The sequence below is a fragment of the Paenibacillus tyrphae genome, from assembly GCF_000722545.1.
GTDB lineage: Bacteria > Bacillota > Bacilli > Paenibacillales > NBRC-103111 > Paenibacillus_G > Paenibacillus_G tyrfis.
The window spans coordinates 1-17,219 of sequence record NZ_JNVM01000076.1 but is presented as its reverse complement, the minus strand read 5'-3'; the positions used below and the strand labels follow the sequence as shown (position 1 = coordinate 17,219).

General features: G+C 39.5%; 16 protein-coding genes. 11 read left to right on the top strand and 5 right to left on the bottom strand.

Going from position 1 to position 17,219, the window contains the following annotated elements:
- Positions 1-408 precede the first annotated feature (408 nt).
- From ET33_RS36945 to ET33_RS39110, 3 genes are read right to left on the bottom strand one after another with little or no spacing between them, the layout of a single operon-like run.
- Positions 409-1,509 carry a recombinase family protein gene (locus ET33_RS36945; protein ID WP_063761715.1) on the bottom strand — a complete coding sequence of 367 codons (1,101 nt, stop codon included), beginning with the start codon at positions 1,507-1,509 and terminating at the stop codon, positions 409-411.
- A 42-nt stretch (positions 1,510-1,551) separates the two neighbouring features.
- On the bottom strand, positions 1,552-1,983 hold the full coding sequence (locus ET33_RS40180) for a recombinase family protein (protein WP_036694066.1): 432 nt from the start codon (positions 1,981-1,983) through the stop codon (positions 1,552-1,554).
- Positions 1,980-2,141, bottom strand: a complete 162-nt coding sequence (locus ET33_RS39110; protein ID WP_161783603.1) for a hypothetical protein — start codon at positions 2,139-2,141, stop codon at positions 1,980-1,982. Before ET33_RS39110 ends, ET33_RS40180 begins: the two co-directional genes overlap by 4 nt.
- Positions 2,142-2,800: 659 nt before the next feature.
- On the opposite strand from ET33_RS39110, the gene ET33_RS35805 reads away from it, so the two are divergent.
- The 10 genes from ET33_RS35805 to ET33_RS35765 all read left to right on the top strand — a co-directional run bounded on the left by ET33_RS35805 (position 2,801) and on the right by ET33_RS35765 (position 14,301).
- A complete protein-coding gene (locus ET33_RS35805) occupies positions 2,801-3,370 on the top strand; it encodes a hypothetical protein (RefSeq protein WP_152570771.1) in 570 nt (189 codons plus the stop codon).
- 142 nt (positions 3,371-3,512) lie between these two features.
- The gene (locus tag ET33_RS35800; protein ID WP_036694061.1) at positions 3,513-4,673 is read left to right on the top strand and encodes a hypothetical protein; all 1,161 of its coding nucleotides are present in this window, start codon (positions 3,513-3,515) and stop codon (positions 4,671-4,673) included.
- A gap of 298 nt (positions 4,674-4,971) precedes the next feature.
- Entirely contained in the window at positions 4,972-5,103 is a 132-nt protein-coding gene (locus ET33_RS40375; protein ID WP_268808349.1) for a hypothetical protein, read from the top strand.
- Between the two features lie 229 nt (positions 5,104-5,332).
- On the top strand, positions 5,333-5,638 hold the full coding sequence (locus tag ET33_RS35790; RefSeq protein WP_036694054.1) for a hypothetical protein: 306 nt from the start codon (positions 5,333-5,335) through the stop codon (positions 5,636-5,638).
- 32 nt (positions 5,639-5,670) lie between these two features.
- On the top strand, positions 5,671-6,369 hold the full coding sequence (locus ET33_RS35785) for a metallophosphoesterase (RefSeq protein WP_036694070.1): 699 nt from the start codon (positions 5,671-5,673) through the stop codon (positions 6,367-6,369).
- Positions 6,370-6,473: 104 nt separating this feature from the next.
- Entirely contained in the window at positions 6,474-6,659 is a 186-nt protein-coding gene (locus tag ET33_RS38825; RefSeq protein ID WP_152570770.1) for a hypothetical protein, read from the top strand.
- A 733-nt stretch (positions 6,660-7,392) separates the two neighbouring features.
- On the top strand, positions 7,393-7,767 hold the full coding sequence (locus tag ET33_RS35780) for a DUF6075 family protein (protein WP_051776125.1): 375 nt from the start codon (positions 7,393-7,395) through the stop codon (positions 7,765-7,767).
- A 154-nt stretch (positions 7,768-7,921) separates the two neighbouring features.
- A complete protein-coding gene (locus ET33_RS35775) occupies positions 7,922-9,928 on the top strand; it encodes a type I restriction-modification system subunit M (RefSeq protein WP_036694051.1) in 2,007 nt (668 codons plus the stop codon).
- Entirely contained in the window at positions 9,928-11,283 is a 1,356-nt protein-coding gene (locus tag ET33_RS37110) for a restriction endonuclease subunit S (protein WP_036694049.1), read from the top strand. Before ET33_RS35775 ends, ET33_RS37110 begins: the two co-directional genes overlap by 1 nt.
- 24 nt (positions 11,284-11,307) lie before the next feature.
- Positions 11,308-14,301 (top strand): type I restriction endonuclease subunit R, encoded by a 2,994-nt coding sequence (locus ET33_RS35765; RefSeq protein ID WP_036694046.1) that lies wholly within the window; start codon positions 11,308-11,310, stop codon positions 14,299-14,301.
- 378 nt (positions 14,302-14,679) lie between these two features.
- On the opposite strand, the gene ET33_RS35755 is transcribed toward ET33_RS35765, so the two are convergent.
- Both ET33_RS35755 and ET33_RS35750 read right to left on the bottom strand, forming a co-directional pair.
- Positions 14,680-15,711, bottom strand: a complete 1,032-nt coding sequence (locus ET33_RS35755; protein ID WP_161783602.1) for a serine/threonine-protein kinase — start codon at positions 15,709-15,711, stop codon at positions 14,680-14,682.
- Between the two features lie 11 nt (positions 15,712-15,722).
- A complete protein-coding gene (locus ET33_RS35750; protein WP_036694041.1) occupies positions 15,723-16,199 on the bottom strand; it encodes a hypothetical protein in 477 nt (158 codons plus the stop codon).
- A gap of 770 nt (positions 16,200-16,969) precedes the next feature.
- On the opposite strand from ET33_RS35750, the gene ET33_RS35745 reads away from it, so the two are divergent.
- Positions 16,970-17,219 (top strand): helix-turn-helix domain-containing protein (locus ET33_RS35745; RefSeq protein ID WP_036694040.1); only part of this gene is annotated, 250 nt, incomplete at its 3' end.

Below are 17,219 nucleotides of genomic sequence, written 5' to 3'. Positions count from 1 at the left end.
CTGATTCGGTCAAGATACTAGGATATTGCATCCAATTGGACAAACGAGCGGATCTTGAGCGTCCGGGCACGGCACGGAGGATCACGTTCTGCAGAAGTTGGCCCCCCGCGTGGGCCGCACCGCTGAGATGATTTGCTATTTCTAAGTATAAACACTTGGTCACACTTTTTCTTCTCCGAGCGCCGCGGTGCATTCGAACGTAGAAGCATAAAATTCAATAAAGCCTTGTCCCACAAGACTTTATTTCACTTTTTTCTTAACGTACAAAACCCCATCTCTCCACTGGCAACGATAGGGTCAAGAGTTGATGTGATGTAAAATTGATGTAAAACTGATGTAAAACATCAACAGAAATGCGCAGAAATCAGCCCTCCAAAACGGCACTCCATTGGAAAAAAGCCCGTCAAATCAAAGTTTCTGCGGATTGCAACAGATCTCATCCCAAGATAATATGTTCCCGCATACGGTGCATGTGGAGTGTTGTGCGTTGATAGTTAGGAGTAAAGAATAAGCAGAGGGGTTCGAGAATCTGTAAAAGATTCTCGGAATCCCATCTGCTTTTATTTCAATACGGTCAATTAGTTTGTGAAGTAATTCTGGAGTGAGTTCATTGAATGACTTGAAGTCATCAAGGCTCTTTTTTAGTTCTGTAAAGGCTAGTGTGTTATCACTTATTTCTAGCGATTTTTCGAGATAATGCTTCCGTTTAATGATTTCATCGATCTCCTGATTAACAGAAGCCATGTATTCATCATATTCACTTTTGGGCATGTCACCGTCAAAAAGTTTGTCATTAGCAAGTTTCTTACGCTTTTTTACCTTTTCCAATTGAGTGTCAAGGGACTTGATCAATTTCTCATTTTGCTGGCTCTGTTTCATTAGCTGATTTTCTAGTTTTTTAAATACTGAAGCATTACTTAAATTTGATAGAAGTAACTGTATGTCCTGCATGATCACCGAAACAAGGTCTGATTCTCGTACCAGATGATCACTGCATTTACGGCTACCATGTTTATTATAGTTGCCGCACATGTAACCTTTGCAGTTCTTTTTGAAATGCATCCCACGACCACAGTCTGCACAATATGCAGTATTCGTGAACAAGTGTACTTCCGCTTGTGGTCTTGTTCGTGAGCGGCTTTTCAATAACTCTTGGACAATCTCGAAGTCTTTTCTATCGATTATTGGCTCGTGAGTATTTGGAACAATAATATATTCTTCTGGTTTCTTATAGTTCCTATTCTTGTTCGTAACGCTTTTGGTTGTTGATCTGCACTGTACCAGATCCCCTACATAATGTGGATTTGTGAGAATCGTTAGGATGGTCGATCCGCCCCAGGTATCAGATGCATTTCTCTTTCCAGCAATTTGAGATGGTGTAGGAATACCCTCTTCATACAACTCTCTTGCAATACGATCACGTCCTTTTCCTGCAAGAAAGCCTTTGAATATCCTTCTAACAATATCGGGAGTCGCATCATCTCGGATAAATAACGTGCCATTGTTCACTCCATAACCAAGGGGCGGAATTGATCCTTTAAACTCACCTCGTTAAGCTTTGAGCTTGAAAGTTGCCTTCACACGATCACTGGTTCGTTGAGATTCTCCTTCGTACATCCATGCGTATAACCCGAACATATGAACATTACCTTCTAAAGTGTTGATGGCATTATCCAAAGTATTGATATGAACATTGTGTTGTTCCGCCATATCCTTAATTTCATAAGATAGTCGTCCATTTCTTGCGAGTCGGGATAATTCCTTCGACATGATAATATCGAATTTTTTGGCTTTAGCATCAGCAATCAATCGTTGCAATTCAGGACGTTTTGATGTTGTTCCGCTTTCCACTTCTACATAAATCTCATGGATCGTCCAACCCTTTTCGGAAACATACTTTACAAATAGATTTCGTTGATTTTCCAACGATGTTTTTTGCTCTTCCTTGTCTGTTGATACACGAACATAAATGGCACATCTCATGCGGCGATCTTCCCTTCGTCATGAGATGCAACAGTGTTCACCCTATCATTAGGGTAGTATTCATGCACCAGACTGTCAATTTTATCATGAACAAGAGTGAGCAGGATTTCTTCAAATGTAAGCTTGCCCTCGTAATTGAAAATTCGTTCGACTTGCATATTATTTGATTCCTCCGATTTTTTTTGTATTTCGATAGTCGGAAGGATTCAGCACACATTTCTTCCACAATGGGTACGAACCGTTTTCTATCGTATTGAACGAGTTGAAATCTGCGCAGTTTTCGCTTCGTTGTTTTGAGAATACTAGAAAGTAAAGCCTTTTTGGGTCAAAATCTGTTCTATCATGTTCGAGTCTTTTACTGAGGTAAAGCGTAATCACAATCATCTTCTAGTGAAACGCATGAGTTAGTTGAATGTTGCAGCACCATAAATAAAAATTTACAAAGCCCTGAAACAGAGGCTAATGAAAACAAGCAGATGCCAATGAAGTGTTGGTATCTGCTTGTTTAATTTTGAGTCTATAGGGAAGTGGCTCCTAGGCTTATTGCATCGAGCTTTTTTTCTATATTGCTGATAAAAGCAGTTATACTGCTTGTTCCAAGCGTATATAATACGAAATCGGGAAGAGGGGGCTTCGCAAATCGGGAGAATTCTAGTTTCACCTCTCCTACGGAATCGGCGTAACAAGAATCTCCCTGCTCAGTTGCAATCGCCTGGTTGGCGACCGCTCGGTCTCCGACACTCGCTTTGAAACTGAGTCGATTTGCTCGCCCCCTGGGAAACCCCTGTTGCCCATCTGTGGATGGTCAAACGGCTCCTTGAGCCGTAAAAGCATGTTGCCCATTGTAATGGGCAGCGTTTATGTCGAAGCGCAAAAGAAAAAAATTAAAATCAAAGGAGGTGCATTGCCAATAGCAAGGAGAAGCAAGCCGCATGTAACACAATTCTTTAATCGTGATCGCTTAGCATTTACCGCATTATACAGAACAGGTCACGTTAGTCCAGAACAACTTTATCAATGTGGTTTAGCTGATAGCAGAATTAATAACCTGATTCGTGATGGACATTTCGAAAAGGTTGCTTACAAGCAACGAGGGCAGATCAGGGAGTGTTATAAACTGACTAAATTAGGACGTGAAACAGCCACACGTTATTGGGGATTAGAGCGATCATATCGTGCTCAAAGTCCCGCTCACGACTTAGCTTTAGCTGAGAAATACTTTAGCTTACCCCAAGAAATACGTGAAACGTGGTCTACAGAGAGTCAGATTAGAGATCAGTTCATGGAACAGTTGAGTGTACTTCGTGATCAAGGGAAAGAAGCGGAAGCTGCCCTATATGAAAAGATGTTAGAAAGAGGACTCTTATCTATGCCAGATGCCAGCTAAGTTAACGATAGCGGCGAAACAGTAGCATATGAAGCAATCACAAACAGTTATGGTGAAGCGGAATTACAAGCGAAAGAAACTCTGGTGGGAATCATGAATTACCAATACGAAACCACCCGAATTTAAAGGAGGCGATAAAATTATGAGCGTTTCAAATGCCAAAAAACAAGCAGTGTGTGAGAAATACCGAACGTATCTTGAAATCATTTATACCTTCGGTAACAAAGTGATGCTTATGAAGCAACTTTATGAATACGCAAAGTTACTAGGTTTGGCCAAAAGCTACTCTTTTTTTTACTGTAGCATTATGGAACTTGTAGATGCTGAGATTCTACGTAAAGAGCCTTTTGTTGCTTACGGAAAAACGACTCAATTACAGATGCTTACGATTCGGAAATTCGGCATTCGTTTTCTCGAAGGTAAACAGGATAGTTACAGCGTTGCCTCGGTTCGGAAGTCGCACGGAAATGAACGCATTATGGTCAGTATTTTTAAAAATTGCTATATTCTCAATAAGGTCATTCCTCGAATCATTAAAGAAGGTAAGTCAGTTACTTTTACTGAAATAATGGATTTGCTGAATCACGACTATAGCACGATCCTTCTCAATAAAAATCAAGGGCTTTCCTTCATAACACAAATCAGAACGGACAAGACACTCCAACAATTTTTTGATACTACTGAAGTTGATCATGACACTAAAAGAATGCAGGAGATCAAAAAAACAGTCGCCGAAGGATTGAGAAAAGGTTCCGAATCATCCGAAGGAAAAGGGAAAGGAAAATTATGCGCTGGATCTCGTTTGTCTTTAATTGATCTTAATAACGAAATATACGCAAAAGTCGGAAGAGATTACACGAAAGATGAAAAGATCAACAACTACACAGTTGATACAATGCTTGCGTTCAATGCCTACATCGCTCAAATAAAAGTCGTTAATAACAAGCCTATCATTGCTATTTTGATTTTTGATATTCATAACAAGACGAATATCTATAAAATAGCGACACACATTGCATGTATCTACAACATGTTCAATCGCTATTTCAAGTGTAAGTTTTTGCTGAGAGTTGGGGTTATTTCGATTGATGAACATGCATCGAAAAACCTGGAAAGTCAGGCGAAGGGGACGTACATTGATTTTATGACAAAAGAGCGGAGAGGAATACGGCTACTAGCGATTCTAAATGAATGGAGAGTCGATGCTCTGATGCAAGAGAGTATTAAAGTCCGATTTGCAGACAACAATATCACAAATGAATTTATGGACGCTATTAAACATGCGAACCTCGTAAGGCGTTAAATGTAAGATATTGTGAAGAGCTTTTCTGGCATAATTACTCCAATAGAGTTTACTTTCTAACGATATTCAATTATAATTAAGATTTATCTAAAATAAGTTGACGGAGAGGGTTTTGCTAGGGTAGAATACAATGCATAAACGAAAAAGGGAGAGTTGGGTCGTTATGAAATGGGGATATGACAATTTCAAAAATCGAATAGCAGTTTTTGATTAGAAGGCTCGGTCACAATGACTGAGCCTTTTTTCATGGAGTTAGGAAGGTAACACCATTAGATTTTCATAAAAGGAGATGTTCTAAATGAGAACACTGGTCAGCAAATTTAATCAAAAGCAATTCGTGCAAAATATCCTGATTGAAGTCATCGCTGATCTGCTTATGCTTGCGTTAGGTGTAGGTATCGGTTATTTCTTCAAGACAATGTACTTTTAAACGAAATAAAAATTGGAGGGGAACATAGTGGGTCAAAACTCCAAAATCGATCATTATCATCGTTTCATCTCGATTCTGGATAACAAAGATGAGTGTCTCTTCGTTATTCCAACAGCAGTCTTAAAGCAATCCATGATGGAAATCGGAGACGAATTTATTGTTTTACCACGTCGCAACAGTCTGATTATCAAGAAGATAAAGCGAAAGGTATGAGAAAGGAAGGTGCGAAGTGTTGAACGAACAATTTGATATTTCAAATCCAGAGAGTGATGTAGCTCTCGAAATCGTTAAGCAAATCATTGGTGATATGCAGGGAAGATATGTAGTTGATTCGATAATCCTTTCGGTCAATGATCGTGCTGAAGTCGAAACAAAAGTCGGTATGTTCGAGACATGGAGAAAGATCGCCTCACAACAATTGTATCACAATAAATTGGTTGGAAAATTATACGAGCCAAAGAGTGAAGAGGAGATTAAATTGATGAGCCTAGGTAAAATACTGGAGCTTAGGGATATGTACTTGGGAAGGCTATGATCTTTGATAACCAGATTGGGAGGAATGAGAAGATGAAATATTTCATGACGGACATTCACGGGGACGCAAGAGGGATGAAACTATTGCTGGAGCATGCAAAGATCGATTTTTCCCGAGATCAAATCGTGTTCGGTGGCGATATGATTGATCGGGGAAAAGAAAGTGCAGAGGTTATAAGGTTTATCAAAAGTTTAGTGGATACATATTCTAACAACGTTCATGCGCTCATCGGAAACCACGAAGAAATGATGGCGGACTATTATAGATACGACGATAAGACGTGGATACATAATGGTGGTTGTGAAACGATTGATAGCTTTAACTATTCGTTTGTAGACGAATCTAATAGGCTTGCATATATTGAGTGGGCGTATTCCTTGCCGATGATCTTCGAAGATGATCAGTATGTTTACACCCATGCAGGACTTAATTTGCATGAGCCATTAAATATGCAAAGCCGAGATATACTTTGGATGGCGGAGTCGGATTTTTATAGTATTCCAAGGGATTCTTTACTGGCATTGACAAATAATAAGCCGATTGTCCACGGACATACGCCAGTTGAAATTATCTACTTTGACGAGGTACGCCTAAATTGCGATATGGGATCAAATACGAATTCTGTCGAAGGAGAGAGCGGTCTCGGATTGGTTAATCTGACCGAGATGTGCGTTTACGTTTACATGCAAGGTCAAAAGAAGATTGAAAAGCGAAAAATAGTTCAAATATAATCGAGGTTCTTAAATGAAGTAACATCTGTCTACCCAACACGAACATTCAAGCTAATTTTAGAATTTGACTATTATGAATACATTATGAATACCGAGTTCTCGACATGAAAGAATTTCTCGATGGAGGCACTGGTTTGCTGGCCGAAATTGGATACGATGTTGAAATCTTCATGTCTGTTAAAGTGGATACTATTGCGGGGACTGCTTCGTGGAACAATGGGGTTGATTTTGATCCGTTTGTACTGTACTCAAAAGGTAAAAATCTCGATAAGTTGCTCAGTCTGTCGTGATAGTTGATTCATCATAAAGGAAAAAATGATAAGAGAACATCAATGGGGGCAGAGCTGAAAAGGCTCTGTTTTTTTGTTTTAAGTCATAGTTATTTCTCAATTGAACTCCTCGTTAAACGACCTCGAACTAAAAAGTTCACCTCCGAGTAATCAGATCAAACTAAATCTACTATGATATTGAATCTTAAATAAATAATTTGCATCAACAACGTGGTACGGGAGAACACGAGATAAAAACCGCCTCGCCTAACCAGCGAGTGTGTACTGGCCGTTAGATGGTGGCGTTGCCTCTTCCAGAATATCGGTGATGACCTGTCCTGTTTGGGGGGCATCGCAAGTGACATTGGTAGTCAGCATGGTAATAGCAGACCTGGACATGTTAGTTGTAAAGCTACGAGCGATGTAAGATGCAAATCTTAGGGGTTAAATTCGACACGGATACCTGACGGCTCCATACTGCCATGACCTGTTGAACTAACTCTCTCTCTTGTGATTTAGAATTTTTATATATTTTAAATCACAGGGGGGAGCGAGCCGTTTGCCAAATTCACCACCTGCCATTATCGCTTCGCTGCTGCTGAATCACTCAATGAGTTAGCAATTCAGTAAACACTAAAAGAAAACGGCGAAGTGAAGGGGCAGGCAAGACAATCCCAAAGTAAACTGCTCCAAATCAAGGAATATATTCGAGACACTTGCATATAAGATGAAAACAAAAAAAGGAGGTGTCAGCATGCATCCATATTTAAGTAAAGAACATGAGCAAAGATTTAAAGAACTATGCAATAGAGACAGGACTCATATTCGTGACATTGAGAGACGCTCACTTTTCTACGTAATAGCTGGAAGTAACATGTTATTCAATAATGTCGAATTACTTTATGATTTCAAGGATAGTGTAATCAAGCTGGAGGTATATGATCAACCGTTTTTAACAGGCGGCACTCGTTGCTTGATTGACTTGGCATTCCATCTGTACGGCGCAGATGTTGAATGCGATATTTGCTTCATGTTTAACCAACTCGATCACATTCATCGTATTCTTGCTTTAAATACAATCAAGTATCGTTTCCAAATCATTAAAGAATTGGAGGTTAGGGTTTCCTAACCTTCTTTTTTATACCAGATTTCGAATGGATACATCTAATGAAGGAAAAAATGTCCCAGTTTTGATACAATAAAAAATAGTGCCATTGTACTGTTTTATCCCCACTTTCTCAACTGGGAATTTGAGCTACATATAGACAGAAGGAGAACTTAGCATGCAAAACTTTCAGGAAAAAGTTAACTTTATTTGGACGATAGCCGAGATTTTAAGAGGACCCTATAAGAAAGAAGAATACGGTAAGGTCGTACTGCCTATGGCTGTATTGAGACGCTTTGATTGCGTGCTGGAAGAAACAAAAGAGGACGTACTTTCGCAATTTGAAAGGTTCAAGCACTTACCACAAGAATCAAGAGACGAGATCCTGAACCGAGCGGCAAAGCAGAACTTTAGCAATATCAGTAAATACGATTTTAGCAAGCTATTAAATGATTCAGACAACATTGCCGACAATCTACGGGACTACATTAATGGTTTCTCTAAAACGGCAAGAGATATTATCGAATACTTCGATTTTGATAAACAGATCGAGAAAATGGATAGAAATAATTTGCTCTATCTTGTCGTCAAGCGGTTCAGCGAGATGGACTTGCATCCTTCTGTCGTATCCAATGTCGAGATGGGCTATGTCTTTGAAGAGCTAATAAGAAAATTCTCGGAAGACGGAGAGGCTGGAGATCACTACACACCGAGAGAAGTCATACGATTAATGGTTAGCCTGCTTTTTATGGAAGATCAAGAACTAGCGAAGCCAGGAATTACCCAAACCCTTTACGATTGCTGTGTCGGTACAGGTGGTATGGGTTCAGTTGCTCAAGAGTATTTGAGGGAGCATAATCCTACCGCTCATTTTGAATTTTTTGGACAAGAGATTAACGAGGAGTCATATGCGATTTGTAAATCGGACATATTGATCAAAGGTGAAGAGGCGAAGAATATAGCCTTTGGGAACACATTATCTAACGATGCCTTTGCAGATAAAAAATTCGACTACATGATTACGAATCCACCTTATGGGGTTGAATGGAAACCAGCAGAGGCGATTGTAAAAGCAGAACACGAAAATAAAGGTGCTAACGGTCGTTTTGGAGCTGGTTTGCCTCGTATCAGTGATGGTCAACTCCTATTCGTCCAGCACCTTGTTTCCAAGATGAAGCCAATTACAATAGAGAATCCGAAAGGTTCACGAATTGCAATTATTATGAACGGAAGTCCTCTCTTCACTGGTGATGCGGGAAGTGGTGAGAGTGAAATCCGCCGCTATCTCATTAGTGAGGATCTAGTTGAAGCCATTGTCGCCATGCCAGATCAGCTCTTCTACAACACTGGAATTTCCACATATATCTGGATTTTGACGAATAAGAAAGATCCATTGAGAAAAGGGAAAATTCAGCTTGTAAATGGGGCAAGCTTTTATCAAAAGATGAGAAAAAGCCTTGGAAATAAGCGGAATGAGCTTTCCTCCGAGCATATTGACGAAATTGTCAGGATTTACGGAAGTCTAAAAGAAGGCGAGCACTGCAGAATCTTTGATAACGAAGACTTTGGCTATAGTAAAATTACGGTGGAACGCCCACTTCGACTGAACTTTAAGATCAGCAAAGAACGCTTGAATGAGCTAGACAACCAGACACCTTTCAGTAACCTGGCAACATCGAAGAAAAAAGGTCAAGCAGGATTGGCTGAAATTGATGCAGGAAAGAAACTGCAACAGCAAATTGTTGATACACTATGCTCGTTAAAGGACAACACCATCTATAAGAACAGAGAAGCTTTTTTGAAGAAAATCAAGAAGGCATTCAAAGATCATGATGTGACCGTTCCTGTAACTATTATGAAAGCTATTCTGACCGCTCTATCTGAAAAAGATGAAACGGCGGACATTTGCAGAGATAGTAAGGGCAATCCTGAGCCTGATACCGACTTGAGAGATACAGAGAACGTACCGCTCAAGGAGGACATTCACGAATACTTTGAACGAGAAGTGAAACCGCATGTGCCTGATGCGTGGATTGATGAAAGTAAGACGAAGATCGGTTATGAGATACCGTTCACAAGACATTTTTACCAGTATATGCTACTTCGTAGTTCGGAAGAAATCATGATTGAAATTAAAGAACTTGAAGCAAATATATTGGCCAAGCTGAAGAAGGTGCTGAGTTGATGGTGTGGAACAAGAGCTATGAGCAATATGAGGATAGCGGTGTTGAATGGATTGGAGAAGTGCCTAAAGGATGGGGAACTGGCGGACTAACAAAATATGTTAGTTCTATAGTTGATTACAGGGGAAAAACGCCCGAAAAAGTCGATGAAGGAGTATTTCTAGTAACTGCAAAAAACATTAAGACGGGGAAAATTGATTATTCCCTTTCTCAAGAATTTGTTAGATCTGATGAATATGAAATAATTATGAGAAGGGGGATTCCTGATATTGGAGATGTTGTTTTTACAACAGAAGCTCCACTTGGGGAAGTTGCAAATATAGATCGGACAGATATTGCCCTTGCACAAAGGGTAATAAAATTTAGAGGGATTGAAAATGTTCTTAATAACTATTATCTGAAATATTGGATGATGTCCAAAGGGTTTCAGGATAACTTACAGACTTTTGCAACAGGCTCAACTGCAACGGGCATTAAAGCAAGCAAGTTATCGAAGTTACTTGTTTTACTTCCTACTTACAATGAACAAATCCAAGTTGCTACTTTCCTTGACGAGAAAACAGCCGAAATCGATTCTCTCATCGCCGATAAGGAGAAGTTGATTACTCTTTTAGAGGAGCAGCGAAAGGTGATTATCACCAAAGCGGTCACAAAGGGAGTGAATCCTGATGCGAAAATGAAGGATTCTGGCGTGGAATGGATTGAGGAGATCCCTGAGAAATGGGAAATAAAGAAGATAACTTTCTTAGGTAGATTACAAAATGGAATAAGTAAATCATCAGAAGAATTTGGTTTTGGATACCCATTTGTTAGTTATGGAGATGTTTATAGAAATATGGAGTTACCTCATGAAGTAATAGGTCTAGTCAACTCTACACAGGTAGATAGAAATATTTATTCAGTACAAAAAGGTGACATATTTTTCACAAGAACATCTGAAACGATTGAAGAAATTGGTTTTGCTTCAACATGTTTAAAAACATTAGAAGATGCAACATTTGCAGGGTTTCTAATTAGGTTTAGACCGAGTACGAATAAACTTTTACCGAATTATGCCAAATACTTCTTTAGGAGTGAATTGGGTAGAAGATACTTTGTAAAAGAAATGAATTTGGTTACAAGAGCTTCCTTAGGGCAAGATCTACTAAAAAATTTTCCTGTTATTCTACCACCATTAGAAGAACAAGAACAAATCGCTGATTTCTTGGACTTTGAAATGAATAAAAATATTGAAATTATTTCCTCATTAAAAGAACAAGTAAGCCTTTTAAAAGAATACCGCCAATCCCTCATTTTTGAAGCTGTAACAGGTAAAATTGATGTTAGGGACGCAGCGGCGGAAGTTGTAACATCTTAAAATGTATCGAAAAGAGGTGAACCTATGGCAATCGACTACACCGAAAAGGGATTAGAAACCAACATAGAAGATTGTCTCGTCCAATCAGGTTATAGGAGTAGACGCATCGAGGGAAATGCTTTGGATGACTTTAAGAAATATGCTCTCGATGTGGAGATTTTGTTTGAATTTCTTGAAAGCACCCAACCGAAAGAAATGGAACGGCTTCGTAAAGTGTACACGGAGCAGTTCAGAACGAAAATTCTTGAGCGTCTGACCAAAGAGTTGAACAGCAGAGGCATGATTGATTGCATTCGGCATGGGATTAAGGATTATGGCGTGACGCTCAAGCTTGCATACAATCAACCCGTTAGCTATATGAACAAGACACTTACAGAGATGTACACCAAAAATATATTCACAATCAGCAGACAGGTGTATTACGGTAGTCAGAATAACAATAGCATAGATATGCTTGTTTCACTGAATGGTCTCCCCATTGTCGTACTGGAACTTAAAAATCATCTAACCAATCAAACGGTGGATGATGCGAAGCGGCAGTATATGAATGACCGTGATCCAAAAGAGCTTTTATTTCAATTCAAGAAACGTGCCGTTGTCTTTTTTGCCGTAGATCCTGATGAGATATATATGACGACACATCTGGAGAAGGAAAGAACGTTTTTCCTTCCTTTTAACAAAGGCAATAATGGCGGAAAAGGCAATCCAGTAGTCGTCGCTGATTACAGAACTTCATATCTTTGGCGTGAGATTTTGCTCAAGAACAGTTTGGTTGAGATTCTGTTCCGCTTCGTTTTCGTAAAACAGGAAGACATTCGAGACAGTACAGGTGAAATCATCGATAAGAAAGAGACGGTTATTTTCCCGAGATACCATCAACTCGATGCTGTACGGAAAATTGAGGACGATGTAAAGCGGTTTGGCGTGGGTACAAATTTCCTTGTTCAGCATTCAGCGGGTAGCGGCAAAACTAATAGTATCTCTTGGCTTGCCCACCGGCTTGCGAAACTGCACGATCATGAAGATAACGCTCTCTATAAGAGTGTCATTGTTATTACAGATCGACGTGTTCTGGATAAGCAATTACAGGATGCCGTATATCAGCTTGAACATAAAGCAGGGATGGTAGCTAAGATTGATAAGGATTCTTCTCAGCTTGCGAGTGAGCTAGTCAATAACACAAGAATCATCATTACTACACTACAGAAGTTTCCTTTCATTATGGAAAAGGTGGGGGAGTTTGCTAGAGGTAAGTATGCCATTATTATCGACGAAGCCCACAGCTCGCAAGGTGGTAAAGCGGCAACGGCAATGACCACTATTCTGTCAGACAAAACACTGGAAGAAGCTTTAGAAGCTGATCGGATTGCAGAGGAGAACCTGGAGGACATTGACGAGAGGATCATTGAAACGATTGCCAAGAGTGGGAAACAGGATAACATTTCATTCTTTGCCTTTACGGCAACACCTAAAGCGAAAACGTTAGAGAAGTTTGGGAGGAAGGGGGAGGACGGAAAGCCTCGTGCCTTTCATGTCTACTCCATGCGTCAAGCCATTGAGGAAGGCTTTATCCATGATGTGTTGAAGAACTACATGACGTACAAGACGTTCTATAAAGTTGCCAAGAAAATTGATGATGATCCAGAAGTTGCGAGCAAAAAAGCGTCGAAACAGATAGCTAAATACGTATCCCTTCATCCACACAATATCGCTCAGAAAACTGAGATCATGATCGAACATTTCAGAAGAGTAACTAGGCGTAAAATCGGCGGCAGAGCGAAAGCGATGGTAGTGACAAGCAGTCGATTGCATGCGGTCAAATATAAACAGGCATTCGACAAATACATCAAGGATAAAGGCTACGATGATATGAAAGCCGTAGTCGCCTTTTCAGGAACAGTGGAAGACAAGGGTGTTTCTTTTACAGAGCCGCTTATGAATGGCTTTGGTGAGAAGGAGCTTCCTGATAAATTCCATACAGATGAGTACAGAGTGTTACTGGTGGCGGAGAAATATCAAACGGGATTCGATGAGCCTTTACTCCATACGATGTATGTCGATAAGAAGTTAGATGGTATCAAAGCGGTACAAACGCTTTCCAGGCTTAACAGGACATGCAAGGGGAAGAATGATACGTTTGTCCTTGATTTTGTTAATGAAGCGGATGAAATCAAGGAAGCATTCCAACCTTACTATGAAGTAACGGGACTTGAGGAGACGACCAATCCGAATCTCTTGTACGATATACAGCGAGAGCTTGATGCTTTCCAGATCTATACTGCTGAAGAAATACAAGACGTTTGTAAATTGGAGTTCAGCGGCAAGAAGAAAACATCGAAAACGCAGGAGAAGTTAAATGCGATACTTGATTTTGCTGTCGAACGTTTCAAAAAAGACTTAACTAAAGAACAGCAAGAAGATTTCAAAAGTGCTTCGTCCAAGTACATTCGTACTTATTCATTTATTCTTCAAATTGGTCCTTTCGCTGATGTAGAACTACATAAATTATATGTTTATTTGAATTTTTTATTGAAGAAGTTACCGAAGCATGTATCTGAATCGGTTTATTTAGCTGATGAGGTTGCTCTGGAGTATTACCGCAACACGATGATATTTGAAGGTAGCATAGCTCTTGAAGTACAAGGCGGATCGGAGTTGAAGCCAACGTCCCATGGTGGCGGTGGTGGACAAGAAGAGGAGACGGAAAAACTCTCTTCGATTATTTCTCGCTTGAACGACCGTTTTGGTACAGACTTTTCTGAGACAGACCGATTGTCGTATGAGCAGATTGTCGAGGACATCATTAACAATAGTGATTTGGCTCAGAAGGCAAAGAACAACACGAAAGAGAACTTCAAATTCAGCTACGAGAAGGCATTCTTGGATATTGTAATCGGCAGAATGGGCCAGAACGAGAAATTCTTCATGAAGATACTGGAGGATAGCGACTTTAAGGCAACGGTTATGGATTTCATGTTTGAGGAAATCTATAAAGGTTTACAAAATCGGGTTTCATGATGATTGAATGTTATGGATGTTCACTATGATGTTGACTCTTTCGGAAGAACATGTAAGTTTTTTGACGATGGCGTTGTGAGGAGTTAAAAGAAGAACAGAGCCACTGCGGCTCTGTTCTTCAAAGATTCTAATAAGTCTTGTTGGGGTCCTTTGGTCTAATAGTGGCATAACCACTTTTGGTTTTTCCCAAGGTATGATTATCCCTCATGTCTACAACTTTTGCGGTTGAGTATCTGGATTGTATACAATCATTTAAAAAGGGATTGGCTACATATGCTTGAGACAAATTTTGATTTTTGACTTTTTCAAACTTCCTCATATGCACACCTCCCTATACTTATTATACGACAAATTGTAAAGGGGAACAATTGTTCTCTGTTATCTGTTAATTAATTGTTCAATAACACTATATGCTTCATCTAAAGTTTGGTTAGTAGTAAACCAGTCACGTATGCGTGTGGTGTTACCTGAAGCTATAGTTAGTTTATGCCCCTCGGTTTTCCATAATCCGTTTTCATGGAATAAATTCAGTGTCTTTGTATTGTTTTCAGTATCCTCAATCCAAGTATGTACATTATTCACAGTATCAATTCTAAATGTCCAGTTGAGATTTTCTTTAACTTCTGCAAGATCATTCATCAAATGAATAATTGTCTTATAACGTTGGTCAAGGTTTACTTTTAGTGCTTTTTTAATCACTTTCCTAAGTGAATCTGGAATATGAGGGAGGAATTTATTTCGATTTGGAAACATACCTCTCACAACCTCATTTTCGGCGACACCACCTTGTTGCAATTTATCATCAAATTCATTATTTCCGTTGCACATCCTATACAATGTTAGTCCAGCTTGGTACACATCATACTGAGCAGTAAACTCACCAGCTTGAAACCATTCTGGTGTTAAATGTGTAGGATACGCCATTTGAGCTTGTGCAAATCCAAGTCTATTGGTCAACCTGGAAAGACCGAAATCGGTCAATAAAGCTTTTCCAGCATCATTGATGATTATATTACTAGGTTTAACATCGAAATGGATCAGTCCCTTTGAATGGATGAAGTGTAGAGCACTTAGAAAATCCAAACCATAATGGACGATTTCAGGTATAGTTAAATATTTATTGTTTATAAGTGCGTTTAATGACCCCTTACTGTGAAAAGGCATAGCCAAATATATATTATCGTGATCTTGACTGGCGTAATGGATTTCCATTACATTAGGATGCCTGGAGGCATACAGATGTCTAGCTTCGGTAAAGTAATCAGTATCGGTAGGGATACTGGCTTTTTCGATTTCTTTTATAACAAGAGTTGCATCGAGTTGAATATCTCTTGCTAAATGAGTTTTGGAGTTTAGCCCCTCAGCCCCAATTTCATTCAATAACTCGAAACTTATTTCGCTGACCCTCATATCCATATTATTCACCTCGACAATTCTATTGATGCAAGTGCAGTAAGGAGACTTTCACGCTTTTCTAAATGGCTTCTTGGTATATCAGGAAAATTGGCAAATTCAATACGCCCTTCAAAATAATCAGTGATCTCTGTGGTTGATTTATCTAATAATCTAGCTATTGAGTTCTTTGTTCCTAAAAAATACTTGTCTACTGAACTGTCAACAAAAAGCTCCTGAACAATTCCTTCAAGGTACACTCTAAAGGTACTTACATTGAGAGCAGTATTTTCAGTAATCCTTATTCCAGCATTTGAAATACCAAATTGCATGATAATAGATAAGAGATTATTTCTGATGTAAGATAACTTATGAGCGTTGTCCAGTGATTCAGGTATGTTAAGTTTATCAATTAACTTTGTTTGTACATTTCCGTCAGGCAAAAGAGCCAATACAGAAAAGTGAACCGCTTTAGACCCGACACGTATCCCCATTCCGACAGTCATTAGCTTACCTCGCTTTCTTGTGTGAAAAATGATCTGGAATTGTAAGAAAAACCCACAATAAATATAATAGCATATTTGAGTAATGTCAGAAAAACAAAAAACGATATAGCCAATGTTAAATAGCTATATTGGGGTGGCTTTACTTTTGTCGTAAATTCAAAAGTAGTCCTTTTGTGAGTAAGATGGTTGGTGTTGGGTGAACACTATAACATCTCAATTAATCATTTTCTACCGTCAGCACTCATCCCATGTGGAGTCGGTGGCTTTGTTGGACATTATCGGAAAAGGTTAAGAAACACAATATATAGTGGATTTTTTTTGATTATATGACTCTATATGTTGATTTTTATTTACATTACTTGGATATCGTTTTTTGGGCTAAAAGTACCCTTTCCATAGATGGACTTTAATTTTGGGGTGAAATGGGCGGTTTGGCCAGGTGTCTGACGGAGCCAGGGACGTTGATTTGAATGCTGCCCCCTAAGGGGCCTTTCGCTGACATGATCGCCTCGCTGGAAGTGCAGCAGCTTGATCGCTACTTGGGGATGATTAAACGGCAAGAACAATAGCAGCAGGAGTAAAGGGCAGCACCGGAGCAAGCGACAGGATACTCTTAAGAGGCTAATGGCCATTTCTAACAACAAAATAAGGTCGGACCCAAAGTAATCACATTTCGGGACTGACCCCATAACGTGAGACAAATCAAAACACCTTCAAGTGAGAGAACCATGTCGTAAGATATGGAGATAAACCTTGGAGGTGTTTTTACGTTGGCAACTAGAGTTAGTTACCCAGTGGAAGTAAAGATGAAGGCTATTGAGATGAGGCTAGCGGGAATACCTGTGAAAGAAGTGATGGGACAGCTTCACATACGAAATAGAACGCAATTGGAAACTTGGATGAGATGGTACCGGTCGGGAGATATCCACCGTCTTGAACAACCTGTTGGTAAACAATATAGCTACGGCAAGGGCCCTGAGTATGCTTCAGAGCTTGAGAAATTGAAAGCCGAGATTCGGT